The organism is Actinomadura litoris (assembly GCF_009733595.1).
In the GTDB taxonomy this organism is placed as follows: Bacteria; Actinomycetota; Actinomycetes; order Streptosporangiales; family Streptosporangiaceae; genus Spirillospora; species Spirillospora litoris.
The window spans coordinates 962,555-987,553 of the sequence record NZ_WOFH01000001.1; the positions used below are offsets into that span (position 1 = coordinate 962,555).

General features: G+C 73.4%; 20 protein-coding genes and 1 pseudogene. 11 read left to right on the top strand and 10 right to left on the bottom strand.

Going from position 1 to position 24,999, the window contains the following annotated elements; all coding sequences use genetic code 11:
- Positions 1-19: 19 nt before the first annotated feature.
- Together GNZ18_RS04220 and GNZ18_RS04225 are read right to left on the bottom strand one after the other, a co-directional pair.
- On the bottom strand, positions 20-1,609 hold the full coding sequence (locus GNZ18_RS04220; protein WP_156214683.1) for an N-acyl-D-amino-acid deacylase family protein: 1,590 nt from the start codon (positions 1,607-1,609) through the stop codon (positions 20-22).
- Positions 1,609-2,886 carry a type III PLP-dependent enzyme domain-containing protein gene (locus GNZ18_RS04225; RefSeq protein WP_156214684.1) on the bottom strand — a complete coding sequence of 426 codons (1,278 nt, stop codon included), beginning with the start codon at positions 2,884-2,886 and terminating at the stop codon, positions 1,609-1,611. The genes GNZ18_RS04220 and GNZ18_RS04225 overlap by 1 nt, the downstream gene beginning before the upstream one ends.
- Before the next feature lie 126 nt (positions 2,887-3,012).
- Here GNZ18_RS04225 and GNZ18_RS04230 point away from each other — a divergent pair, with 126 nt between their 5' ends.
- The 3 genes from GNZ18_RS04230 to GNZ18_RS04240 are packed head-to-tail and all read left to right on the top strand — an operon-like array spanning position 3,013 to position 5,290.
- On the top strand, positions 3,013-4,137 hold the full coding sequence (locus GNZ18_RS04230; RefSeq protein WP_156214685.1) for a sugar kinase: 1,125 nt from the start codon (positions 3,013-3,015) through the stop codon (positions 4,135-4,137).
- On the top strand, positions 4,134-4,889 hold the full coding sequence (locus GNZ18_RS04235) for an IclR family transcriptional regulator (RefSeq protein ID WP_216651167.1): 756 nt from the start codon (positions 4,134-4,136) through the stop codon (positions 4,887-4,889). The genes GNZ18_RS04230 and GNZ18_RS04235 overlap by 4 nt, the downstream gene beginning before the upstream one ends.
- Positions 4,886-5,290 carry a RidA family protein gene (locus GNZ18_RS04240; protein ID WP_156214686.1) on the top strand — a complete coding sequence of 135 codons (405 nt, stop codon included), beginning with the start codon at positions 4,886-4,888 and terminating at the stop codon, positions 5,288-5,290. The genes GNZ18_RS04235 and GNZ18_RS04240 overlap by 4 nt, the downstream gene beginning before the upstream one ends.
- A gap of 9 nt (positions 5,291-5,299) precedes the next feature.
- On the opposite strand, the gene GNZ18_RS04245 is transcribed toward GNZ18_RS04240, so the two are convergent.
- Positions 5,300-6,079 carry an ABC transporter permease gene (locus GNZ18_RS04245; protein ID WP_156214687.1) on the bottom strand — a complete coding sequence of 260 codons (780 nt, stop codon included), beginning with the start codon at positions 6,077-6,079 and terminating at the stop codon, positions 5,300-5,302.
- Between the two features lie 80 nt (positions 6,080-6,159).
- Between GNZ18_RS04245 and GNZ18_RS04250 the strand changes: the two genes are divergently transcribed.
- Positions 6,160-6,999, top strand: a complete 840-nt coding sequence (locus tag GNZ18_RS04250) for a polysaccharide deacetylase family protein (RefSeq protein WP_312874292.1) — start codon at positions 6,160-6,162, stop codon at positions 6,997-6,999.
- Here GNZ18_RS04250 and mca read toward each other — a convergent pair.
- The 3 genes from mca to GNZ18_RS04265 all read right to left on the bottom strand — a co-directional run bounded on the left by mca (position 6,996) and on the right by GNZ18_RS04265 (position 11,619).
- A complete protein-coding gene (mca, locus tag GNZ18_RS04255; protein WP_156214688.1) occupies positions 6,996-7,856 on the bottom strand; it encodes a mycothiol conjugate amidase Mca in 861 nt (286 codons plus the stop codon). The genes GNZ18_RS04250 and mca overlap by 4 nt on opposite strands.
- Positions 7,853-9,277 (bottom strand): MDR family MFS transporter, encoded by a 1,425-nt coding sequence (locus tag GNZ18_RS04260; RefSeq protein ID WP_216651150.1) that lies wholly within the window; start codon positions 9,275-9,277, stop codon positions 7,853-7,855. Before GNZ18_RS04260 ends, mca begins: the two co-directional genes overlap by 4 nt.
- An 80-nt stretch (positions 9,278-9,357) precedes the next feature.
- Complete coding sequence (locus GNZ18_RS04265; protein WP_156214689.1) at positions 9,358-11,619, bottom strand: MMPL family transporter; 2,262 nt, start codon at positions 11,617-11,619, stop codon at positions 9,358-9,360.
- A gap of 217 nt (positions 11,620-11,836) precedes the next feature.
- Here GNZ18_RS04265 and GNZ18_RS04270 point away from each other — a divergent pair, with 217 nt between their 5' ends.
- From GNZ18_RS04270 to rho, 5 genes and pseudogenes are all read left to right on the top strand, one after another.
- Positions 11,837-13,150 (top strand): sensor histidine kinase, encoded by a 1,314-nt coding sequence (locus tag GNZ18_RS04270; RefSeq protein ID WP_308165843.1) that lies wholly within the window; start codon positions 11,837-11,839, stop codon positions 13,148-13,150.
- Positions 13,114-13,758, top strand: coding sequence for a LuxR C-terminal-related transcriptional regulator (locus tag GNZ18_RS04275; protein WP_214615941.1), 645 nt, complete (start codon positions 13,114-13,116; stop codon positions 13,756-13,758). The genes GNZ18_RS04270 and GNZ18_RS04275 overlap by 37 nt, the downstream gene beginning before the upstream one ends.
- 62 nt (positions 13,759-13,820) lie before the next feature.
- Positions 13,821-14,729 (top strand): hypothetical protein, encoded by a 909-nt coding sequence (locus GNZ18_RS04280; RefSeq protein ID WP_156214690.1) that lies wholly within the window; start codon positions 13,821-13,823, stop codon positions 14,727-14,729.
- Positions 14,730-14,806: 77 nt separating this feature from the next.
- Positions 14,807-15,652 carry a hypothetical protein gene (locus tag GNZ18_RS04285; RefSeq protein WP_156214691.1) on the top strand — a complete coding sequence of 282 codons (846 nt, stop codon included), beginning with the start codon at positions 14,807-14,809 and terminating at the stop codon, positions 15,650-15,652.
- Between the two features lie 257 nt (positions 15,653-15,909).
- A pseudogene (gene rho, locus GNZ18_RS04290) lies at positions 15,910-17,070 on the top strand (transcription termination factor Rho); the annotation flags it as partial.
- On the opposite strand, the gene GNZ18_RS04295 reads toward rho, so the two are convergent.
- The 3 genes from GNZ18_RS04295 to GNZ18_RS04305 all read right to left on the bottom strand — a co-directional run bounded on the left by GNZ18_RS04295 (position 17,071) and on the right by GNZ18_RS04305 (position 21,900).
- Positions 17,071-18,723: a serine/threonine-protein kinase gene (locus GNZ18_RS04295; RefSeq protein ID WP_446678405.1), complete on the bottom strand. Its 1,653-nt coding sequence runs from the start codon at positions 18,721-18,723 to the stop codon at positions 17,071-17,073. It lies immediately after the preceding pseudogene.
- 80 nt (positions 18,724-18,803) lie between these two features.
- The gene (locus GNZ18_RS04300) at positions 18,804-20,414 is read right to left on the bottom strand and encodes an acyl-CoA synthetase (RefSeq protein WP_156214694.1); all 1,611 of its coding nucleotides are present in this window, start codon (positions 20,412-20,414) and stop codon (positions 18,804-18,806) included.
- 169 nt (positions 20,415-20,583) lie between these two features.
- Positions 20,584-21,900, bottom strand: coding sequence for an esterase-like activity of phytase family protein (locus GNZ18_RS04305; RefSeq protein WP_214615936.1), 1,317 nt, complete (start codon positions 21,898-21,900; stop codon positions 20,584-20,586).
- A 220-nt stretch (positions 21,901-22,120) separates the two neighbouring features.
- On the opposite strand from GNZ18_RS04305, the gene sigE reads away from it, so the two are divergent.
- Together sigE and GNZ18_RS04315 are read left to right on the top strand one after the other, a co-directional pair.
- Positions 22,121-22,666: an RNA polymerase sigma factor SigE gene (gene sigE / locus GNZ18_RS04310; RefSeq protein ID WP_156214859.1), complete on the top strand. Its 546-nt coding sequence runs from the start codon at positions 22,121-22,123 to the stop codon at positions 22,664-22,666.
- 176 nt (positions 22,667-22,842) lie between these two features.
- The gene (locus GNZ18_RS04315; protein WP_156214695.1) at positions 22,843-23,391 is read left to right on the top strand and encodes a YceI family protein; all 549 of its coding nucleotides are present in this window, start codon (positions 22,843-22,845) and stop codon (positions 23,389-23,391) included.
- Between the two features lie 65 nt (positions 23,392-23,456).
- Here GNZ18_RS04315 and GNZ18_RS04320 read toward each other — a convergent pair whose 3' ends face one another.
- Entirely contained in the window at positions 23,457-24,800 is a 1,344-nt protein-coding gene (locus tag GNZ18_RS04320; RefSeq protein ID WP_156214696.1) for an ATP-binding protein, read from the bottom strand.
- Positions 24,801-24,999 lie beyond the last annotated feature (199 nt).

A 24,999-nucleotide genomic window follows, 5' to 3' on the forward strand; every position in this document is an offset into this window, starting at 1 on the left:
TCGGGGGTGGAAGGGTGGATCAGCGGGTCGCCCCGTCGGGGCTCCGGCGGAGGGAGCGGCCCGGCAGGGCGCCGGTGCGGCGCCCCGCGTCGATGACGGCCGTCCCGGCGACGAACACGTGCGGCATGCCGTCGGCGGGCCGGCGCGGGTCGTCGAAGGTGGCCGTGTCACGGACGGTCGAGGGGTCGAACAGGACGAGGTCGGCGTGGTATCCGGGCCGGATCAGCCCGCGGTCGGCGAGCCGCAGCCGCCGGGCGGCGCGTCCGGTGAGGTGGGCGACGCACTCTTCGAGGGACAGCACGCCGAGGTCGCGGACGTAGTGCCCGAGGTAGCGGGGGAAGGTCCCCCACGCGCGCGGGTGCGGTTTCGCGGCGGCGAGCAGGCCGTCGCTCCCGCCGGTGTGGCAGGGGTGACGCATGATCGCCTGGACGTTCTCCTCGTGCCCGACGTGCTGGAGGATCGTGGTGGACAGGTCGTCGGCCGCCAGCAGCTCGCGGAAGACCTCGAACTCCGGGCGGCCGGACGCGGCGGCGAGGTCGGCGACCGTCCGGCCGATGACGGCGGGGTCGCGGGACCCGGAGATCTCGATGGTCTCCCACTCGGCGGGGACGCCGTGGCAGCCGTCCGACCCCTCGACCTCCATCGCGTGCCGGATCCGCGCGCGTTCGGCGGGGTCGGCGAGGCGGGCCGCGAGCGCCCGCGGGCCGCCCGCCGCCGCCCAGCTCGGCAACAGCGCGGCGAGCGTCGTGGAGCCCGGCAGGTAGGGGTAGGTGTCGAGGGTGATGTCGCAGCCGTCGCCGATCGCCTCGTCCAGCAGGGCGAGCAGTTCGGGCGCGCGGCCCCGGTTGACGCCGAAGTTCATCGTGGCGTGCGCGAGGTGGAGCGGGCAGCCGGAGCGGCGCGACAGCTCGACCATCTCGGCGTAGGCCCCCAGCGCGCCCGCGCCGTACGAGCGGTGGTGCGGCGCGTAGAAGCCGCCGAGGGAGGCGACGACGCGGCACAGCTCGGTCAGCTCGTCGTCGCCCGCGTACATGCCGGGCACGTAGGTGAGCCCGCTGGACATGCCGACCGCGCCCTCGCGCATGCCCGCCGCGACGAGCTCGCGCTGCCGGTCGAGTTCCGCCGGGGTGGGCGGACGGTCGTCCCAGCCCATCGCGAGCATCCGCACCGCGCCCTGCGGGACGAGGTAGCAGGCGTTGACCGGGATGCCCTGGTCGAGCCGGTCGAGGTACTCGCCGACGGTCCGCCAGTTCCAGTCGAAGCCGGGCGGGTCGCCGTTCCAGCCCGCGATGGTGCGGCGGATCTCGGGCAGCGTGCCGCCGTCGACGGGGGCGTAGGACAGCCCGTCCTGCCCGATGACCTCGGTGGTCACGCCCTGGCCGACCTTCGCGAGATGCTCGGGGTCGGTGAGCAGCGCGAGGTCGGAGTGGGCGTGCATGTCGATGAACCCGGGCGCGAGGACGAGCCCGCCGCCGTCGACGGTCGCCGCGCCGGAGAGCCGGGGGCCGATCCCGGTGATCCGCCCGGACTCGAACGCGACGTCGGCGACCCGGCCGGGCGCGCCGGTGCCGTCGACCACGGTCGCGCCGCGGATGACGGTCGAGGGCATCAGAACCACGTCCTGATGTAGTCGACGACCACGGGGTGTTCGGCGCGCACGTCGTCCACGACGGGGATGAGCAGCCATTTGTCCAGCGCCGTGCACGGGTGCGACAGCCCGAGCCGGACGACGTCGCCGACCTCGGCGGTCGCGTCCACGACGAACGTGTGCTGGTCGTTGAGCGCGGTGACGCGCGCGTGCTCGACCGGCCCGGTGCCCCGGCCCCGGACGAGCTGCGGCTCGGGCAGCCCCTCGTCGTAGGACAGGTCGCGCTTGCCCGCGTCGACCAGCGCGAGCGCGGGTTCGGGGCGGGACACGACCCGTGCCCAGCCGTGCATCGCCGAGCGCAGCCGCGTCCCGGCCGTGCCGCCGGTGCCGCGCGAGAACGGGGAGCGCTCGCGGTAGAAGCCGTCGTCGTGCACGATGTAGGCGCCCGACCTCACGACGACCGTCCCGCCCCGCTCACCGGCCAGACCGCCGAGCACGTCCGCGACGACGTCGAAGAACGCGCTGCCGCCCGCCGTCACGATCGGCTCGTCGGTCTCGTACTCCAGGTCGCCGAACAGGGACGCCATGCGGCGCAGGTAGGTCTCGACGGTCGCGAGCCCCTCGGTGTCGGCGTCGTGCGCGAGCGCGCCCTCGTAGCCCGCGACACCGGCGAGCCGGAGCGTCGGCGCCTTGCGCACCGCGTCGGCGATCGCCCGCGCGTCGGCCTCGTCGCGCACGCCGGTGCGGCCGTGCGGGCCGCCGAGCTCCACGCACACCTCGATCGGGCGCTCCGCCCCGGCGGCGCGGAGCGCGTCGTCCATCAGCTCGACCGAGCGCGCGGAGTCGACCCACGACACGAACGCGAACTCCGGGTCCTCGGCCATCCGCGCGGCGAGCCAGCCGAGCCCGACCGGGTCGAGCAGCGTGTTGGCGAGCTGGATCCGGCGGACGCCGAACGCCCGCGCGACGCGGATCTGCGGCAGGTTCGCGAGCGTGATGCCCCAGGCCCCGGCGTCGAGCTGGCGGCGCCAGAGCTGCGGCGCCATCGTGGTCTTGCCGTGCGGCGCGAGCGCCAGGCCGGCCGCGTCCGCCCAGCCCGCCATCGCGTGCAGGTTGTGGTCGAGCGCGCCCGCGTCGAGCGTCAGCAGCGGCGTGCCGAAGTCGGCGAGGGGCAGCCGCGCGTCGCGGGCCTGCGCGACCGCCAGCCCGTGCGCGGACGCCGGAATCGCCTTGTGGCGCCAGTCGAGCCGCTCCTCGCCGAGCGCCTCCACCGCGCTGACGTCGATGTTCGCGACCATGATGACCTCCCAGATTGCACTATACGCAACCTCAATTGCGCTATGTGCTGTTGTGGTTGTAGCATCGCCCTCGGGTACGGGTCAACGGTCGGCCGACGATCGTGACCCACTCGGGAGGGCAGGAAGATGGAACGCTTGCCGGCCGCCGTCTGCGTGGGCGAATCGATGGCCGTGCTCCTTCCCGACCAACCCGGTCCCCTTGAGGACGTTTCCTCATTTCACCCTGCTTCCGGGGGCGCCGAGGCGAACGTCGCGCGCGGCCTCGTCGCGCTCGGCGTCCCCACGGCCTGGGTCGGACGTGTCGGCGACGACGGGTTCGGACGCCGTGTGACACGCGACCTCGCGGCGGGCGGAGTCGACATCCGCGGTGTGTCCGTCGACTCGCGCCGCCCGACCGGCCTCTATGTGAAGGAGGTCGGGCTCGGCGGCAGTGTCCTGCATTACTACCGGGACGGGTCCGCCGGGTCCGCGATCGGCCCGTCCGTGCTGGACGACCCGTCCGCCGGGCCGCTGCTGGGCGGCGCGCGGCTCGTGCACCTGTCGGGCATCACCGCCGCGCTGTCGGACTCCGCGCTCGAACTCACCCGCGAGCTGCTGCTGCGCCCGCGCGACGGGCAGCTCGTGAGCTTCGACCTGAACTGGCGTCCCGCGCTGTGGCGGCGGCGCGGGCCCGGCCGCCCGGAGGCGGTGCTGGCGCCGCTGCTGAACGCGGCCGACATCGTGCTGCTCGGCGCGGACGAGGCCACCGCCGTGCTCGGCACCGGCGACCCCGCCGAGCTGCGCGCGCTGCTGCCCGGCCCGGCGACGCTCGTCGTCAAGGACGACGCCCACCACGCGACCGCGCTCACCCGCCGCTCCACCGGTGCCGGCGACGCGGTCTCCGGAGACTCCTCCGTCACCGAGCCCGCGCTGAACGTGGAGGTCGTCGAGCCGGTAGGGGCGGGGGACGCGTTCGCCGCCGGATACCTCACCGGTACGCTGCGCGGGTACGGTCCACGGCGCTGCCTGCGGCTCGGTCACCTCGCGGCGGCCGCGACGCTGGTCGTACCCGGCGACCACGGGCCGCCGCCCCCGCCCGACCTGGTGGACGGACTGCTCCGCGCGTCCGCCGCCGAGTGGGCGGCGACGACGGTCCGGGCCTCGGGCATCGGCCGCCCGCTGGTGACAGGCCACGCGGTGCCGATGGCGCGGGCCGAGGAAACGGATCGTTCCGGAGCGGCGGACCGCTCGGTGGAGGAGGGGAGCCGGTGAGCCAGAGCCTCGCCCGCGCGCTCGCCATCCTCGGCGACCTGGGCGAGGGCCCGCGCACCCTCGACGAGCTGGCGGCGAAGGTCGGCGTGCACAAGACGACCGTGCTGCGGCTGCTGCGCACGATGGAGGAGGAGCGGTTCGTCCACCGCGACGCCGACCACCGCTTCCACCTCGGCGCCGGGCTGTTCGCGCTGGCGGGCGCGGCGCTGGAGCAGCGCGGCATCCGCGACATCGCGGCGCCGCATCTGGCGCGGCTGAACGACGCGACGGGCCAGACCGTCCACCTCGGCGTGTACGAGGGCGGCGACGTCGTCTACCTCGACAAGTACGACTCGCGGCACGCGATCCGCATGTACTCGCGGGTGGGGCTGCGGATGCCGCTGCACGCGACCGCGATCGCCAAGGTGCTGCTCGCCGACCTGCCCGAGCCGCGCCGCCGCCGCGCCGCCGCCGAGATCGACTACGTCCCGTTCACCGAGCACACGATCACCGGTCCGGACGCGCTGCTGGAGGAGCTGGCGCGCGTCGCGGGCCAGGGCTACGCGATGGACGACGCCGAGCACGAGACGTTCATCCGCTGCGTCGCGGCACCCGTCCGGGACGCCTCCGGACGCGTCGTCGCCGCCGTCTCCATCTCGGTGCCCGAGGTCGTGCTGAGCCGTGACGACGTCGTCGCGCTGCTGCCCGACCTCCTCGCGACCACCCGCGCCATCTCCGCCGACTGCGGCCACACCGAAAGGGATTCCCCATGACCGACAAGACGACCGTGCGCACCGACGGCGCCCCCACCCCCGCCTACGCGTTCTCGCAGGGCGTGCGGAAGGGCCCGCTCCTCCAGGTGTCCGGGCAGGGCCCGCAGGACCCGGCGACCGGCGAGTTCCTCTACCCCGGCGACGTGAAGGCGCAGACGCGGCGCGTCCTGCAGAACATCAAGGCGGTGCTGGAGGCGGGCGGCGCGAGCGTCGAGGACGTGCTGATGCTCCGTGTCTACCTGAAGACGCGCGACGACTTCCCCGCGATGAACGAGGAGTACGAGGCGTTCATCAAGGAGAACTGCCCGAGCGGCGTCCTGCCGTCCCGCACGACGGTCGCGGTCGAGCTTCCGCACCCGGCGATGCTGGTCGAGATCGACGCGCTCGCCGTCGTCGGCTAACGCCCGCCGTCAGGCGCGCGTCCGGGACAGCCGGCCGGTCGCGACCAGCTCCAGCGTGATGAGCACCGCGATCGCCTCGATGGCCAGCAGGCCGATGAGGACGAGGAGCTGCGTCGCGCCGGCCTCGACCGGGTCGGCGCCGCCGAGCAGCACGCCGACGAACGCTCCCGGCAGCGTGACGAGCCCGACCGTCCGCGTCTGGTCGAGGACGGGGAACAGCGCGAGCGCCGCCGCCGGGCGGCACACCTCCAGCGCCGCGTCCCGCGCGAGGAGGCCGAGTGCGAGGCCGCCCTCGTACTCGCCGCGGCGCGTGCTCAGCTCGTCCAGGGCACGGCGCCCGGTGAGGCCGGTCGCCGACATCGCGCCGCCGATGAAGATCCCGGCGATCGGCAGCACCGCCACCGGCCGCGCCGGGACGAGCGTCGAGGCCGTCAGCAGCGCGAGCACGGGGGCGACGCCCGCGACGATCGGCAGCGCCGCCCACCAGGCCGCCGTGAGGAAGGCGCGGCCGCGGGCCGAGCCGGTGACGCGGTGGCCCGCCGTCGCGGCGGCGACCACGACCATGCCCGCGATGAACGCCGACGTCCAGCCCGCACTGCCCAGCACCGCCGCGATGACCAGCGACACCGCCGCGAGCTGCGCGGCGGCGCGCACCGCCGCGACGAGCATGTCGCGGCCGAGGCCGAGGCCGCCGAAGCGCGCGAGGACCGCGGCGGCCGACGCGAGCGCGACGAGGACGAGCGCGAGCACCGGCCCGACCTCCGGCGCCGCGTCCACCGCCCCCGCCATGCCGGTCATTATTCCAATTGGGTTGCTTGTGATCTCATAGCGCCCTCCTACCCGCTTAAAACCCCGATAGCGTGGGACTTGTGGAGGATGAGGACGCGGGCGGGACGTCCCGCCGCAAAGCGCTCTGGTTGATGGGCGCGGCCGCCGCCGGGCTCGCGGCGCTCGGAGCCGACGAGGCCCATCCGTCCCAGGGGTCGCGGGCGACGGCGCAGGCGGTGCCGACACCGCGCGCGCGGCCGGTCATCCATCCGACCCCGACGCCGACCCCCACCCCGACGCCGCGTCCCGCCGTGTGGACCCCGGCGAAGCTCACCGCGACGGAGACGCCGGTGCGTGAGCTGACGCAGCTCGTCCCGGCGCCGCCGCCGAACACGATCGCGCTGACCATCGACGACGGGCCGAGCCCGCTGTGGACGCCGCGCGTGCTGGACCTGCTCGCCGAGCAGCGGATCCACGCGACGTTCTTCATCATCGGCGAGCAGGTGCAGGAGTTCCCCAAGCTCACCCGCCGCATCGCCGACGCCGGTCACCAGATCTGCAACCACACGATGACGCACCCCATCACGATCGGGGGCCTGTCGCGCAAGCGCGTCAACAAGGAGGTCGTGGACGCGCACAAGCGGATCGCCGACGTCACCGGCGTCGTGCCGCAGTTCTTCCGCTCGCCGGGCGGCGCGTGGTCCAAGACCGTCCTTGAGGTGGTCGCCGAGCACTCGATGCTGCCGATCGACTGGGCCGTCGACCCGCGCGACTGGTCGCGGCCGGGCGTCGGGCACATCCGCAGGACGCTGCTGCACGCGAAGGCGGGCAGCATCATGCTCTGCCACGACGGCGGCGGCGACCGCTCGCAGACGCTCGCGGCGCTGAAGACCGTCATCCCGAAGATGAAGAAGCGCGGCCTGACGTTCGTCGCGCTCTAGTCCGCGATCCCGGCCAGCCCGGCGAACAGGTCGGTCTCGGGGGTGGGCGACGCGACGTGCGAGCGGGCCAGGTGGTAGTCCTCGGTCGGCCAGACGTCGCGTTCGACGTCGCGCGGATGCGTCATGAAGCCCGCGCCCGGGTCGATCTGCGTCGCGTGGGCGAGCAGGGCCCGGTCGCGGACGGCGAAGTACTCCGCGCAGCGCACGCGCGTGGTGATGCCGAGTTCCGGGGCGTCGGACGGCCAGCCCTCAAGGATCGGGCCGATCTCCGACGCGAGACCCCGCCCGGTCATGCCGTCGTGCAGCGCCTGGAACCACCGCCGGGAGAAGGCGCCCTGGTAGTAGAGCTTGAGCGGACGCCACGGACGTCCCGTCCCGGGATAGCGGGCGGGGTCGCCGGACGCGTCGAACGCCTCCACCGTCACCTCGTGGGTCCTGACGTGGTCGGGGTGCGGGTAGCCGCCCGTCTCGTCATAGGTCACGACCACGTGCGGACGGAACCCGCGCATCAGCTCCACCAGCGGGCGCGCCGCGTCGGCGAGCGGCGTCACCGCGAAGCAGCCGTCCGGGAGCGGCTCGCCCTCGCCCGGCAGCCCGGAGTCGGTGAACCCGAGGAAGCGGTGCCGGACACCGAGGATCGCGCGCGCCGCCTCCATCTCCGCGCGGCGGATCGCGGGGAGGTCGGCGCGGACGTCCGGCCGGTCCATCGCCGGGTTGAGGACGTCGCCGCGCTCCCCTCCGGTGCAGGTCGCGACCATGACGTCCACGCCCTCGGCCGCGTACCTGGCCAGCGTCGCCGCGCCCTTGCTCGACTCGTCGTCGGGATGGGCGTGCACGCTCAGCAGGCGGAACGTCATCGGGAGACCTTTCGGGCCGGGTAGAAGAAGGCGGGGACGAGCGTCACGGCGGAGAGCCCGACCGCCCACCAGAACGTCGCGCCGTAGGCGGCGGCGCCGGTGTGGTGGTCCAGCGAGTGCTGGAGGACGACCGCGAGCACGGCCGTGCCCAGCGACCCGCCGACCCGGTTGACGGTGTTGACGGCTCCGGCGGCGCGGGCCGCCTCGTCCGGCCGGACCGAGGCGTAGATCGTCGCCATGCCGGGCGCCATCACGACGCCGAGCCCCGCGCCGCGCAGCACCAGCGAGGCGACCAGCAGCCACCCGGGCGGGCCCGCGCCGAGCCGCGTGAACGCGAGCGTCCCGGCGAGCGTCAGCACGATCCCGGTGAGGATGAGCGGACGCGGCGCCACGCGGTCGGTGAGCCGCGAGGCGAAGTACGTCGCGACGGCGGTGCCGAGCGCCTGCGGCGCGAGGAGCAGCCCGGCCCCCAGCGCGGACGCGTGCTCGACCTGCTGGTAGTAGAGCGGCAGCAGCAGCATGGAGCTGTAGAGCGCCGCGCCTTGCAGGAACGAGTTGGCCGTCGCGACCGCGAAGCCGCGCCGCGCGAACAGCCGCAGGTCGATGAGCGCGTTCCCGCGGCGGCGCAGCGCGTGCGCCACGTAGGCGGTGAGCAGGCACGTCCCGGCGGCGAGGGGGACGGCGACGCGCGCCGGGGCCGCGCCGCCCGCGTCCCCCAGCTCGGAGAACCCGTAGACGATCGCGGCGAGGCCGGGCGAGAGCAGCGCCAGCCCGAGCGCGTCGAGCCGTCCGCCCTTCCCGCGCTCCCCCGCCGGGTCGGCCGGGACGTGCCGCTTCGCCAGCAGCAGCGTCAGCAGCCCGACGGGGACGTTCACCAGGAACATCCACCGCCAGTCGAGCCGTCCGACGACCAGCCCGCCGATCACCGGCCCGAGGACGGGCGCGAACGTCAGCGGCAGGACCGTGATGCCGAAGACCCGCCCGAGCCGCGCCGGACCGGCCGCGCGGACCACGATCGACTGCCCGATCGGCTGGATCAGCCCGCCGCCGACGCCCTGGAGCACCCGGAACGCGATCAGGCTCCCGGCCGACCAGGCGAGCCCGCACAGCGCGGACCCGGCGGTGAACAGCGCGACCGACGTCATCCACATCGTCTTCGCGCCGAACCGGTCGCTCGCCCAGCCCGCGAGCGGCATCACCATCGAGATCGCGAGCAGGTACCCGGCCGACACCCACTGGAGCGTGCCGACGGGGCTGCGGAACTCGCGGGCGACCGAGTCGAGGCCGACGGTGACGATCGTCGTGTCGAGCATCGCGAGGATCGGGCCGAGGACGAGGACGAACGACGTCTTCAGCAGCGCCGCGTCGAGCCGGTCCTGCGGCGCGGCCGCCTCGGGGGCGCGGCCGGCTGCGGTCTTCACGCGGGACCTCCAAGTAGTTGTGATGAACCTAAAAGTAGGCTCATCACAACTACTTGGTCAAGCAGATATTTATGCTCGTCCTAGATTTCTTGGACGACCGGCGCCGGGCGGCGCTCCCACGGCGCCTCCTCCTGGACGGCCTCGCCGTGCGAGACGCGGGGCAGCCACTCCAGCCAGCGCGGCAGGTACCAGTTCGCGCGCCCCAGCAGGGACATGAGGGCGGGCAGCAGCACCACCCGCACCACGGTCGCGTCGATCAGCACCGCGACCGCGAGGCCCACGCCGAGCTGCTTGAAGTCCTGCATCGACAGCGTCCCGAAGATCGCGAATGTGGCGATCATGATGACGGCGGCGCTGGTCACCACGCCCGCCGTCGACCGGACGCCGTCCGCGACCGCCTGCGTGGTGGGCAGCCCCCGGTCGTATGCCTCCCGGATCCGCGAGACGACGAACACGTGGTAATCCATCGACAGCCCGAACAGCACGACGAACACGAACAGCGGGATCCACGACTCCAGCGCCCCCGCGCCCTCCGTCCCGACCAGCGCGTCGCCCCAGCCGTGCTGGAACACCGCGACCATCACCCCGTACGCGGCGCCGACCGACAGCAGGTTCAGCGCGATCGCGCTGACCGCGATCACCACCGAGCGGAAGAACACCAGCATCAGCAGGAACGTGATCCCCATGACGAACAGGAACACGGGCACGATCGCCGACTTGAGCTGGGCGTTGTAGTCGGTCGAGGAGGCGAGCTGCCCGGAGACCGCCGCCTGCGCGACCCCTCCGACCGTCTCCGGGACGATCTTCGTCCGCAACGTCTCCAGCGCGTGCTTGGACGCGGCGTCCGCGCCGGATCCCGCAAGCGGCACGTCGATCCGCGCGATGTTCTCCCGCTCGTGGACGGTGACGTCGATCGGCTCGTTCATCTCCCCGGACGCGACCGCCCGCCGCTTCAGCTCCTCGATCGCCGCCCGCACCTCCGGCGCGTCGATGTCGCGCGCCTTCACCACGACGGCGGCGGGCTCCGGGTTGCCGGGGAAGGCCGCGTTCAACTTGGTGTAGGTGGCCACGATGGGCTCGCCGGAGGGGATCTGCTGGTCGATCGAGAGCCGCTCGGTCCGCATGCCGAGCGCGGGCGCGGCCAGCACCAGCAGCACCCCCGCCGAGACCACCGCCGCGATCCCCGGACGCGCCAGGACGGGCCGCAGCAGAGCCCCCACCACACCGCCGCCCCCGCGGTGACGGTGTGACAGGTGGCCCGGCAGGTGGCCCGACGAGCCGTGCATCCGGTGCCGCCGGTGCAGCCGGTGCATCCGGCCCAGCCGGACGCGGCCGAAGTCGACCTTGTCGCCGAGCAGCGACAGCAGCGCGGGCAGGACGGTCACCGAGCCGAGCATGGCGATCAGCACGACGAGGATCGTCGCGACCGCGAAGCCCTTGAACAGCAGCAGTCCGGACAGGAACATCCCCGACATCGCCACCATCACGGTCAGCCCGGACACCAGCACCGACCGTCCCGAGGTGGCCGCCGCGATCGCCAGCGCGGCCTCCCGGTCGCGCCCGCGCGCCCGCTCCTCCCGTTCGCGCTGGAGGTAGAACAGGCAGTAGTCGACGCCGACCGCGAGCCCCATCAGCAGCATCACCGAGTTCGTCGTCTGGTCGACGTGCAGGGCGTGGCTGGTCACCGCGAGCAGCCCGCCCGCCGCGAGGAACGCCGTGAACGCCAGCACCACCGGCAGCACGGCCGCGAGCAGCGCCCCGAACGCCACCAGCAGGATGCCGATCGCGAGCGGCACCGCGGTCAACTCCGCGCGCTCGAAGTCGCTGCCGAGCGCGTGCTCGAACCAGGCGTCGGCGGTCGCGCCGCCGAACTCCCCCATCTCCACCGAGGGGTTGGCGCGCTGGGCCTTCGCGACCGCGGCCTGGACGGCGGGCAGCGGGTCGGGCGCCCCGTCCGGCGCCTCCTTCAGCGTGAACTGGACGATGACGTGCCGGCGGTCCTTGGACACCACGTCCGGGCGGAAGCCGGTGACCACCCCGCTGGCCCGCACGTTCGCGCGGACGGCGGCGGCCGCGCGGGTCATCTCCGGCGACCCGGCGGCGTGGGCGCCACCGGAGATCAGCACGGTCTCCTGGTCGGGGTCCTCGATGCCCGCCTCGTCAAGGATCTTGGCGGCCCGCGCCGACTGGCCGGTGCCCTGCTCATGGTCGGCCATCGTGACCTGCCCGGTCATCCCGCCGAGCACCGCGGCGAGGACGACGAACAGCAGCCAGCCGGAGATGGCGAGGAGGCGGTGGCGCGCGCTCCAGCCGCCGAGCGCGGCGGCGAGGTTCCGTTTCATGGGTGTCCCCCCGAGGGTCAATGGGATGTGCTCGCAAAGGGGGATGCGGCACGCCTTGAACGCTAGGAAGCGGCCCGGGGGAGGCGACATGGCCCTAGATGCCGGACGGGGGTGCACCTGAGTACACCCCACGTCCGGGTTGCGGGCACACTGTGCAGGCAGGACGCCCGCCGGAGACTGGAACCCGGAACGAAAAGGGCGGACGACGGAGGATCTGGTGAACGGTCAACTGGCGCGGCAGAGCAGATATCGGCGGCATCTCCTGGCCCCGGCGCGGGGACTGCGGCTGTGGCTGCTCGCGATCCCCACGATCCTGGTCGCCAGCTGGTTCATCACGGTGGTCTCGATGATCACCGGGTTCCTGGGCGTGCTGCTGTTCCCGTCCGCGACGCTGCTGATGCGCAGGCAGGTCGACCGCTACCGCGACCTGATCAACCGCTGGACCGACGAGCACATCGAGCGGCCCTACCTGCCCGAGCCGCCCCGCGAGCACGGCGTCCAGGGCATCATCAAGCGGTTCGTCGCGCTGCTCACCGACCCGGCGACCTGGCGCGACTACCTGTGGGTGGCCGCCGACCCGGTCGTCGTCCTGTTCACCGCCGCGCTGCCTGGCCTGCTGATCCTGTACGGGGTCTGGGGGTTCCTGCTCGCCGCGTTCGCCGGCGGGATGATCGGCCACTACGGCGGCAGCGACTGGTACGCCTGGGTGCACGTCGACCCCGGCTACGACCGGGACGCCGAGCGCCTCGTCTCCACCCTCGTGATCGCCACCGCCTGCGTCGTCGCCGGCTTCCTCGCCGGCCCGCGGATGATGGCCGTGTACGGGCGCTGGGGCCGGCTGGTGCTCGGCCCGACCGAGAAGTCCCGGCTCGCGCTGCGCGTCCGGCACCTGTCGGAGACCCGCTCGGAGGCCGTGGACGCCTCCGCCGCCGAGCTGCGCCGCATCGAGCGCGACCTGCACGACGGCGCGCAGGCCCGGCTCGTCGCGATGGGCATGACGCTCGGCGCCATTGAGCACCTCCTCGACAAGGACCCCGCCAAGGCGCGGCTGCTGCTGGCCCAGACCCGCGAGTCCTCCGCGACGGCGCTGCACGAGCTGCGCGACCTCGTCCGGGGCATCCACCCGCCGGTCCTCGCCGACCGCGGCGTCGGCGACGCCGTCAAGGCCCTCGCGCTCGACCACCCGCTGAACGTCGAGGTCAACGTCGAGGTCCCCGGACGGCCCGAGCCGCCCGTCGAGTCCGCCGCCTACTTCGCGGTGTCGGAGATCCTCACCAACGCCGCCAAGCACTCGGGCGCGCGGCGGGTCTGGATCGACATGCGGCACGAGGCGGGCATGCTCCGCGTCACGGTCACCGACGACGGGCGCGGCGGCGCCAGCCTCGACGCGGGCACCGGGCTGCGCGGGATCGAGCGCCGGATCGGTACATTCGACGGCGTCCTCGCCCTCAACTCGCCCGTGGGCGGCCCGACCATCGTGACGCTGGAGCTGCCGTGCGCGTTGTCCTCGCCGAAGACCTCGCCCTCCTGAGGGAGGGGCTCGTCAGCCTCCTCGAAACGCACGACTTCGAGATCGCCGCGGCCGTCGACAACGGCCCCTCGCTCCTGAAGGCCCTGCTCGACCACCGCCCGGACGTGGCGGTGGTCGACGTGCGGCTGCCCCCGTCCTTCACCGACGAGGGGCTCCAGGCGGCGCTGGAGGCGCGCCGCCGGGTGCCCGGCCTGCCCGTCCTCGTGCTGTCGCAGTACGTCGAGCAGCTCTACGCCCGCGAGCTGCTCGCCGACGGCAGCGGCGGCATCGGCTACCTGCTGAAGGACCGCGTGTTCGACGCCGCCCAGTTCGTGGACGCGGTCCGCCGGGTCGCCGGGGGCGGCACCGCGATGGACCCCGAGGTGATCTCCCGGCTGCTCGCGAGCAGCACCCGCGACTCCCCGCTCGGCCGCCTCACCCCCCGCGAGGGCGAGGTGCTGGAGCTGATGGCGCAGGGCCGCTCCAATGCCGCGATCGCCGAGAAGCTCGTGGTCACCGAGCGCGCCGTCACCAAGCACACCGCCAACATCTTCGCCAAGCTCGACCTCCCGGTGACCGGCGACGACAACCGCCGTGTCCTGGCGGTGCTCGCCTACCTCAACCGGTGAGGCGTTCCGGGGGCCGGAGGGGCATGATGTAGCTCCGCGAGATGGCCCCTTTGGAGGGTGCGATGACCGTGGTCATGATCCTGCTCTGCCTGGCGATCGCCGGACGGGAGCTGTATCTGGCGTTCGAGCGCAGGCGCGGCGCGGGCGCACCCGAGATCGCCGACATCCGCACCCAGCTCGCCGCGCTGAAGGGCACCCGGGACGAGTTCGGCCGGTTCCGCTCGAAGGCCACTGGGTCCCTGGAGGAGACCGACGCCCGGATCCGCTCGCTGATCGCCCAGATCAACGACCGGATGGTGCCCGACGTCAACGAGCGCCTCGGCCGCCAGCGCGAGGCGGTGGAGCGGCTCGGCGGCGACGTCGCCGCCCTCCGCGCGCATCTCGTCAGGCGGCTCGACCAGGCGGTCGCCGCGTCCCTGGGCGCCGACCCGGTCGACTTCGTCGCGGGGGCGCTGGCGGCGGAGCCGTCCGTACGTCCCGCGCTCGCCGAGCCGTACGAGCGCTTCGCCGCCCATTACGGGCTGCGCGTCGAGCTGGCCGACCATGACCGCTACTACCTGTCGGGCCGCAGCCCCCGCGCGCTGGAGAGCGACTTCCTCGACCTGCTGACCGCCCTGCGCACCCGGTGCGAGCGAACAGGGGGCGAGCGAACAGGGGGCGAGCGGACGGCGAGCCCGCGGGCGGAGGGCACGGGCTCTCAAGGCACGGGCTCGATCGGCACGGGCTCGGATGGCTGGGCCGAGCCGCTGGTGTCGGCGCTGCGCGGCCTCGACCGCGGCGGCGCCGGGATCGGGCCGCTGCTGCTCGCCCGGACGCCCGGATCGCTGGTCTGCGGCGTCCTGCCGCTCGCCGAACTGCTCCGCCCCGAGACCGCCCGGCTGCTGGACGACCCGGACGGCGCCGTCCTCCGCCTGCGCGACCTCCCCGACACCCGCGCCTGCGACCTCTCCTCCTGGCCCGCCCTCCACTGACCTCCCAGACCGGGAATTCGCGGGCTGACCTGCGGATTCTAGATAGTGGGCGAACCCCCGAGGGAACGGAGTCCGTGGTGCCGGAGAGCACGCGCGTCCTCTGGACGATCGACCTGGACGACCCCCTGTCCACCGCGCCCGACCGGGCCGGAGCCGAGGCGGCGGGTCTGGCCCGCGCCGCACAGCACAGGCTGCCGGTCCTGCCCGGGTTCGTGATCCCCGCCCAGTGCGTCGCGCTCGACGGCCGGGCCCCCTGCGAGGACGCGGCGCCCCGCACCCGCCCGTACGTGAACACCCACGATCTTCGCGAGGCGTGGGCGCGGCTGAGCCATGACGGCGCCCGCCCGCTGGTCCTCCGGCCGTCGCCCGCACGGGAGGACGGCGCGGACCCCTCCTCCGCCATGGAGGCGCGGGACTGGTCCGCGTTCATCAAGGCGGCGATGGCGGTCGCGGCCTCGGCGGAGCCCGGGACGGCGGTGCTCGTCCAGCCGCGGCTCGACGCGGAGGTGGCCGGGCTCGTGCTCGGCGCCGACCCGGTGAGCGGACGCACCGACCGTACGGTCGTGTCGGCCGTCCCCGGTGACTCCCGGTACACCCTCACCCGGCGGGGCCATGTGATCAACGTCGACCGCGGCGGCGACACACCCGCCGCCGGCGCACCGCTGACGCCGTCGCGGCTGCGGACGCTGGCCCGGATGGCGGCGCGGGCCGCGTCGGTCCTGGGCGGGCCCCAGGAGATCGAGTTCGCGTTCGATCGCGACGGCCGCCCCTGGCTGCTCCACAGCCGCCGACTCCCCGCCGACCTCGGGGAATGCGCGACGGGCCCCGAGTGCTGTACATTGCAGGCAACGTCCTCGGCTTTCCGCCGTATGCGGCGAGGACGTCTTCACCTTCCCCGCCCGGGCCATCTGAGCGCCCGGTGATCACCGACCTGAGGCGCGCGTCCTTTCTCGCGCCAGGGTCGCGGCAGTAGGGAGCCGACGTCAGCTCTGAGAGCCGAGCTGCATTTCTTCCATTCCCCTCGCGTACGCGCCGCGGGTTCCGCCGCCGTACGCGGGGATCGACACCGGGCCACGCGGACCGTTCCGCGCGGGCCTGAGAAGGGACCCCCATGTCCACTTCCACCATCACCGAACCTTCCACCGCCACCGAGCACAAGCCGCGCCGCGCCGCCCCGCAGGGCTCCCGGCAGCAGGGCAGGCGCTCGGCGGCGGCACGGCAGGCCGCCGAGGAGCAGCCCGCCGTCCCGTTCCACGGCCTGCTCGCCGTCCAGGACAAGCACGCGTTCGTCCGCACCTCCGGCTACCTGCCGGGCCCCGAGGACGTGCACGTGTCGCTCACCCAGGTGAAGATGTACGGGCTGCGCCCCGGGGACGCCGTCTCCGGCACCGCCAGGGCGAGCAAGAGCGGCCGCGACAAGTTCTCCGCGCTCGCGTCCGTCGAGCTGGTCAACGGCCTCCCGCCCGGCGAGGCGGCGAACCGTCCCGAGTTCGCCAAGCTCACCCCGCTGTTCCCGGACGAGCGGCTCCGCCTGGACACCGGCCCGCTCGCGACCCGCGTCATCGACATCATCGCGCCGATCGGCAAGGGCCAGCGCGGGCTGATCGTGTCCCCGCCCAAGGTCGGCAAGACGATGATCCTCCAGGCCGTCGCGAACGCGATCGGCCAGAACAACCCCGACGTGCACCTCATGGTCGTGCTCATCGACGAGCGCCCCGAGGAGGTCACCGACCTCCAGCGGACCGTGCGCGGAGAGGTGATCCACTCGACGTTCGACCGCCCCGCGCAGGACCACACGATGCTCGCCGAACTCGCGGTGGAGCGCGCCAAACGCCTGGTCGAGCAGGGCCGCGACGTCGTCATGCTGCTCGACTCGATCACCCGGCTCGGCCGGGCCTACAACCTGGCGGCCCCCTCCAGCAGCCGGATCCTCGCCGGCGGCGTCGCGACCACCGCCATCTACCCGCCCAAGAAGTTCTTCGGCGCCGCCCGCAACATCGAGAACGGCGGCTCGCTGACCATCCTCGCCACCGCGCTCGTCGAGACCGGCTCCCGCATGGACGACGTGTTCTTCGAGGAGTACAAGGGCACCGGCAACATGGAACTGAAGCTCGACCGCGGCCTGGCCGACCGGCGTGTCTTCCCCGCCGTCGACATCGAGGCCTCCAGCACGCGCCGCGAGGAGCTGCTGATGAGCCCCGAGGAACTCGCCCTCAACCAGCGCCTGCGCCGTGCCCTTTCCGGCATGGAGCGCCAACAGGCGCTCGAACAGCTCCTGGAGAAGATGAAGGGCACCTCGTCGAACGCGGAATTCCTCCTCCGCGTCCAGCAGACGACCTGATCAGCCCCTCCGCTCCGGCCTGAACGACTTCAGGACGCGGTCGTAGAGGCGCTGTCCGGGCGTCCACTGCGAATCGGGCGAGAAGAAGCAGAACTCATATCCCGCGGCGCGGCCGCACAGCACATGCCTTTCCGCCGCCGAGCCCTTCTCCTCGTCGTCTTCATCGGAAACGCCGTCTCCCGCGGCGTCCCGTTCCGCGGTGGCGTCACGCCAGGTGAACTCCCATTCCGCCGCGCCCTCGGCGAGTTCGGGCACCGCCGCCAGCCGCAGCCGGCGGTAGCCGGGGTAGCGGTCGTCCGCCACCGCCGCGCGCTCGGCCGCGCGCAACCCCGTGAGGGGGTCGCCGGGAGCCGGGGCGATGCGCAGCACCTGCCCGGAGCCGGCGTCCCACCACTGCGTGATCGGCCCGTTCCGCACCGACCGCCAGCCCGCCGGGACCCGCACCGAGTAGCCGCCCGCCTCCCGGTACTTCGCCGTCTTCGCGGGGACCCCCACGGCCGGACGCAGCGCGACGGCGTCACTCTTGCCGATCGACGTCCAGCGCGCCGCCCACGTCCCCATCCCGGCCGCGATCGCCGCGAGCACGGCCACGCTGAGGACGGCCCCCGGCCGCCACCGCGCGCCGTACCGGCGCTCCCGCCCCCTGAACAGGGCGGGCAGGGACGGCACCGCCGGCAGCGCCGGGACCCGCGCTCCCGGCCGCGACGGGACGCGCACCCGGGACGGGACGCGGCGCGGCGCCGCCACCAGCGTGGCGCCCGGCGTCTCGGAGGGTCCGGCCGCCTCCCGCAGCAGCGCCGCCGTGGCCTCGCCGGACAGCCGGTCCTCCGGGCGCTGCCGCAGCAGGCCCTCGATGACCGGCGCCAGCGGGCCCGCCCGCGCGGGCAGCGGGTACTCGCCGAGCAGCACCGCGACCATCGAGGCGAGCGCGTGGCAGCGCAGGAACGGGGAGAAGCCCTCGACCGCCGTGTAGAGGGTCGCGCCGAGCGACCACAGGTCCGACGCGGGGACGCTCGGGTGCCCGTTGACGCGTTCGGGCGGCAGGTAGGCGGGCGACCCCTCGATGCCCGCGACCAGCGTCTCGGCGGTCTCGCGGCCCGGATCGGCGTGCACGGCGAGCCCGAAGTCGGTCAGCAGGACGCGGCCGTCCTGGCAGATCAGCACGTTGCTCGGCTTCACGTCGCGGTGCAGGATCCCGGCGGCGTGCGCGGCGCGCAGCACCGCCAGCACGTCCGCGCCGATCCGCGCGGCGCGCCGCACGCCGAGCGGGCCGCCGTCGGCGATGATCCGGTGCAGCGACCGCGACTCCACGAACTCCATGACGATCCAGGGGCGTCCGTCCTCGACGATCAGGTCGTGGACGGCGACCACGCCGGGGTGCTTCAGCGCGGCGGTGGCCCGCGCCTCGCCGAGCAGGCGCCGGCACAGCACCTTGCGCTCCGCCTCGGTGATGCGTTCGGGAAGGTGGACCTCCTTCACCGCGACGTCGCGGTCGAGCATCTCGTCGTAGGCCCGCCAGACGGTGCCCATTCCGCCCCTGCCGACCACGGACAGCAGGCGATACCGTCGCGCGAGCGGTATCAACCGATCCCCGCTCATGAGGCGGTTATGCGCCCGGAAGCGCTCAAGCCACGCCCCGTCGGCGACAATCATTTCTTGACCGCGCCGCGCTTGCGCCGGGCCCGCCCGGATGCATCCCCTTACCGCGGCGGGGACGGGACGGTAAAGGCGCGTTATGCCATCGCGTCCGCGAACACCTTCTTGGCCCATTTGTAATCGGACTTGCCGACGGCCGTGCGCGACACCTCGTCCACGATCTGGATCTGGCGCGGCAGCTTGTATCCGGCGAGCCGCCCCCGGCAGTGCCCGGTGAGGCCCTCCAGCGTGACGGTCGCGCCCGGCCGCGGCGCCACGACGGCCGCGACCCGCTGCCCGAACCGCTCGTCGGGCAGGCCGACCACGACGACGTCCGCGACGTCGGGGTGGCCCTTCAGGGCGACCTCGACCTCCTCCGGGTACACCTTCTCGCCGCCGGTGTTGATCACCAGGGAGCCGCGGCCGAGCAGCACGACCGTGCCGTCCTCCGCCGGGGTGGCGTAGTCGCCGGGGATCGACCAGCGGGTGCCCGCGGCGTCGGTGAAGAACGTCGCGGCGGTCTTGGCCGGGTCGTTGTAGTAGCCGACCGGGATGTGCCCGGACCGCGCGAGCCTGCCGATCTCCCCGGGCCGGACGGGCTTCAGGTCGTCGTCCAGGACGGCGATCCCCGGCTTCATCCTGAACCGGGCGGTCCCCTCCGTGCCGCCGTCCGCGGCGGGGGTCGCGCCGTCCACCGAGGGCCCGCACGCGCCGGTCTCGGACGCTCCGTAGTTGTCGCGGAACAGCAGGTCGGGCAGGTGGGCGCGCAGCTCGCGGCGTGCGCCCTCGGTCAGCGGCGCGCCGCCGGAGGCGACCGCGAGCAGCGAGGAGGTGTCGTGCCGGCCCTCCGCCATCGCCCGGGCCAGCGGGCGCGCCATGGCGTCCCCGATCACCATCAGCGCGTTCACGCCCTCCGCCTCGACCAGCCGGAGCACCTCGTCCGCGTCGAAGGCGTGCGGGGTGTAGAGGACGACCCGGCTGCCGCCGAACAGCGCCATCAGCACGACCCACTGCCCGGCGCCGTGCATGACGGGCGGGCAGATCAGGGTGGTCAAGCCGGGCTTGGCGGTGTTGGCGGCGAGGTCCTGCGGCGCGCCGACCGGCTCGCCGAGGGGGTTGCCGCCGCCGAGCGCGCCGTAGAAGGCGTCTTCGCAGCGCCACTCGACGCCCTTGGGGTAGCCGGTGGTGCCGCCGGTGTAGACGATGTAGCGGTCGTCGTCGGACCGCTCGGGGAAGGCGTGGCCCGGGTCGGCCGCGGCGAGGGCCTTCTCGTACTCGACCGCCCCCGGGACGTCGTCGTCGGCGCCGTCCTCCAGGACGACGACGTGCCGCAGGGCGGGCAGCTCGGCGCGCACCTCCTGCGCCGTCGCCAGCAGCGAGCGCTCACCGATCAGCGCCACCGAGCCGGAGTCGGCCAGGACGTGCCGCAGCTCGGCGGCGACGTACCGGTAGTTCACCGGGATCGGGACGGCGCGGATCTTGAAGGCGCCGAACATCGCCTCGATCCACTCGACCCGGTTGTAGGCGAGGATCGCGACGTGCTCGCCGGGCCGCACCCCCGCCTCCGCGAGGTGGTGGCCGACCCGGCTCGCCCGCTCGTCGAGCTCCCCGTAGGTGCGCCGCCGGCCCCCGCCCGCGAGCGCGGGACGTTCCGGCCCCGCAGCCGCCATGATCTCCAGCAGGTCGGCCAGATTGTAGGTTCGCGGCATGCCACGTCCTCGCGTCTCGGGGTCCGGTACGACTCCTGCGCATCATCTCCGATCGTACATAAGCGCTCAATTACCTCGGGGTTGTTTCGTGTCGACAGAACGGGTCACCCCGCGCTGGCGTTCCGGTGACCTCGACGAACAGCCGCGATCGGCCGCGATCGGCCGCTATTCAGCGCGGCAGCGGCACGTAGGTGATCGAGGTGCGGATCCCGCTGTCGATGAGGCGGCCGTCGGGGCCGAAGGTCCCGAGCCCGAAGTCGTTGTCGTTGATCACCGCGAGCGTGCGGCGGTCGGCGAGCGCGAGGCCCTCGATCTTGCCGGGGATGCCGGGCACGGCGGCGAGGTCGACGGTCTGCCGCTTGGGCAGCGCGGCGACGCCCTCGGGCACCCCGGCGGACTTCTCCAGCGACGGCGCGGTCGCCGCGTCGTCCCAGCGCGAGCCGAGGATGTCGGTGGCCCCGCGCAGGTCGACGGTGTAGACGCGGGCGACCTTGTCGGTGCGCTCGTCCACCAGGATCCGGTGGTCGTCGAGCGCGGTCAGCCCGGAGATCTTCATCTCGTTCTGGTCGCCGCAGGCGGACGGGTCGAAGGAGCACACGTCCTCGAACCGGTAGACGTACTCGCCCGAGACCTTGCCCTCGCGCAGGTCGAAGCGCAGGATCCGGCCGTTCCGCGACGCCTTGTACGTCTTCTTGTCCGGGTTGGACAGCGGGCTCTGCACCGCCACGTACAGGGACTTACCGTCCGGTGAGATTGTTAGCCCCTCGAAGCCACGGTTGTAGGTCCGCTTGTTAAGGATCGCGGGCAGCGTCGCCTTGACCGGATAGTTCGGCCTGCCCGTCCAGCCCTCGGGGACGTACCGCTCGACCACCCGTCCGCGCCGGTCGAGGTGCAGCAGCGACGGCCCGTACTCCTCGGCGACCCAGAACTCACCGTCCCTGGTGCGGACGAGCCCCTCGGAGTCGATGCCGTCGGCGTTGAACGGGAGCCGCGTCCTGCCGTCGAACCCCCAGGGCGCCTCCTCGCGCCCCTCCACGTTCGGCAGGCCCGTCACCGGGCGCCCCGCGCGGTTCGTGATCGGCAGCGCCCGCGTGACCTTGATCGCGCCCTTGCGGACCCGGAGCTTGACGATCACCGGGTCGAACCCCGGGACGGGGAACGTCACGTGCTCCTCGCCGCCCACGTCCACGCTGCCGTTCGGGCCCCGGTCGGTGATCGCCCAGAACTCGTCCGGCCGGTCGCCGTCCGTGTGGAAGAGGTCGCTGCCGACGCCGCCGAGGGCCACGCCCCGGTCGTCGGCGATCGTTCCGGGCAGCAGCCTGTTCTGGAACTGCGCGAGCGGGATCCGGGGCAGGACGGCGGTCCTGCTCTCCGGGCGGGACTCGGGACGGGCTTGCGGGCGCGCGGCCGCCTGGGCCACACCGGGGACGAGGCTGAGCGCGATCCCCGCGGCGATGGCGGGGCGGAGCAATGAGCGATGTGTCACACGCGGACGTTACGGGCATCGGATGTCCGTCGGGTGAGACGCAGGTGAAGGCCGGGTTCGCGGCCCTGGCCAGGGCCGGACGGCCGGCGCACGCGGCGCGATCGCCGTCGCGCCGGATCCGGCCACGCCGGTCGTTCTTACACGGCTCTTATCCGGGTACCGGCATGCTTGGCCGTAACGATTTCGTATCAGACCGGGGGTAGTGGTGAGCGCAGGCGCGATGGCGTGGACTCCTCCGACTTGGGAGGAGATCGTCAGCGAGCACTCCACGCGGGTGTTCCGGCTGGCGTACCGCCTTACCGGCAACCGGCACGACGCCGAGGACCTGACCCAGGACGTCTTCATCCGGGTCTTCCGGTCGCTGTCCTCCTACAGCCCCGGCACCTTCGAAGGCTGGCTGCACCGGATCACGACCAACCTCTTCCTGGACCGGGCCAGGCGCAAGCAGCGCATCCGCTTCGACGCGCTCGCCGACGACGCCGCCGAGCGGCTCCAGGGCCGCGAACCCAGCCCAGCCCAGGCCTACGACGAGCGGCACCTGGACGCCGACATCCAGCGGGCACTGGACGGCCTGGCGCCGGAGTACCGCGCCGCCGTCGTCCTGTGCGACATCGAGGGCCTCACCTACGAGGAGATCGCCGCGTCGCTGGGCGTCAAGCTCGGCACCGTCCGGTCCCGCATCCACCGGGGCCGCGCGCAGCTCCGCGCCGCGCTGGAGCACCGCCGGCCGATGGAGCCTGTGACGAGCGCCACCGGCGACCTCTGAGCCCCGCCGCCAGGGGCCTGCGGCTCCTGCGGGCCACCGACCGCGCGACGGATCCGCTCCCGTGGGAACACGCCGGGATTGACATGTGTTTGAACCCTCAACTAACCTCCGAGCAGGTTGTTGAAGTTTCAAGCACTACCGCTCACCACCCACCGTCGAGCACCACGGAGATTCCCATGAGCATCGCCACCGTCGCCCCGGGCCTGACCGCCGGCACCTGGAACATCGACCCCGCGCACTCCGAGGTCACCTTCACGATCCGGCACCTGATGTCCAAGGTGCGCGGCAGCTTCACCGAGTTCTCCGGCGCCGTCCAGATCGCCGAGGAGCCCGCGGACTCCACCGCCACCGCCGAGATCACCGTGGCCTCGCTGGACACCCGCAACGCCGACCGCGACGCGCACGTCCGCACCGCCGACGTGCTGGACGTCGAGAACCACCCCACGATGACGTTCGCGACCAAGCTGGTCCGCACCGAGGGCGGCGAGCACCGCCTGGACGGCGACCTGACCATCAAGGGCGTGACCCGTCCGGTCAGCCTGGAGGTCGAGTTCAACGGCGTCGGCGAGGACCCCTGGGGCGGCACCCGCGCCGGGTTCTCCGCGTCCACCACGATCAACCGCAAGGACTGGGGCATCGAGTTCAACGTCCCGCTGAAGGGCGACAAGGCCCTGCTCGGCGACAAGGTCGACATCCAGCTTGAGATCCAGGCCGTCCGCGCCTGACACCCGCCGCACCTCGCCCCGCCTCCCCGGAATGGGCCGTCCGCATGGACGGCCCATTCCGTTTCTCATGTGTGCAGGGGCAGCCGCAGGGCAAAACGGGTGCCGTGGTCGCGGTCCTCGATGCGCAGCGTGCCGCCGTGCGCGTGGGCGATCTCACGGGCGATGGCGAGGCCGAGTCCGGTGCCGCCGGCGCCCCGGCTGCGGGCGGTGTCGAGCCTGGTGAAGCGCTCGAAGACGCGCTCGCGGTCGGCCACCGGGATGCCCGCCCCGTCGTCGGTGACGGCCAGCAGCGCGTGCCCGTCGCGGCTCGTCACCTCGACCGAGACGATCCCGTCGGCGTACCGCTCGGCGTTGTCGAGCAGGTTCCCGAGCAGCCGGACGAGCTGCATCCGCACCCCGCGCACGACGACGTCCCCGGCGAGGTCCGTGCGGATCTTCAGCGCGAACGTCCGGCGCGCGATCTCGGCGGCGGCCATCTCGGCGAGGTCGATGGACTCCTCGGCGGAGGCGCCCGTCCCGATCCGGGCGAGCAGCAGCAGGTCGGTGACGATCGACTCCAGCCGGTCGGTGTCGCGCAGCGCCGAGTCGACGACGGCCCGCAGGTCGTTGTCCTCGGGGTGCATCGAGGCGTCCTCCAGGTTGGCGCGCAGCCCGGCGATCGGCGTGCGCAGCTCGTGGGAGGCGTCGGAGGCGAACTGCCGCTGCCGCCCGACCGCGCGCTCCAGCCGGTCGAGGGTGGCGTTGGCGGTACGGGCCAGCAGCGCGATCTCGTCCTGCCCGGACGGCTGCGGGACGCGGCGGCTCAGGTCGCTGGCGCTGATCTCGGCGAGCTGGGCGCGGATGGCCGCGACGGGGCCGAGCGTCCGCCCGACGACATGCCAGGTGATCCAGGCGGCGAGCGCCGCGAACAACAGCACGCCGGTGCCGAGCAGCACCTCAAGCAGCCCGCTCACCAGGTAGGACGGCAGCGGCTCCCACGCGTACACGACGACGGAGTCGGGCGCGGTCGTCGCCCGGATCGCCTCGATGACCACGCACTCGCGGCGCGGCCACTCCCCCCGGCACTCGACGTAGTCGCGGACGCGCACGGTCGAGGAGGGCCACAGCCGGCTCACGGGCGGCCTGCCGGTCGCGGCGGGCGTCGCGTCCAGGACGTGCCCGCCCGGCCCGACGACCTGCACGAGGATGCGCCCGCCGGTGTCGTCGGGGATCGGGGTGACGAGGCTGCCGTCGCGCACGCCGCCGCTGGAGCGGCGCGCCGCGACCTGGATCTCCTGGAGCAGGTCGGCCTTCACGGTGGCCCGGACGGCGAGGTCGACGCCCACGGCCGTGATCCCCAGCACCAGGACGGCGAGCACCGCGGCGATCAGCGTGTCCCGCGTCCTGATGGACCGTGGGAGTATCCGCATCGACCCTCCCGTTCCGCCGCGCCGGTACGTCCTGCGGCGCCGCCCGGGGGTGGGCCGCCAGGGGGAACGCCCGGCGGCGGCGGTGGGCCTCGCCGTCCATCACAGAGTGTCACGTTTCGCAGTACGCGCACCCAGAAGTCCACCAACGCTACCCAGCGGTCACAAAACGGGGGCCCAAAAAGAGGCGCCGTGTTTTTAC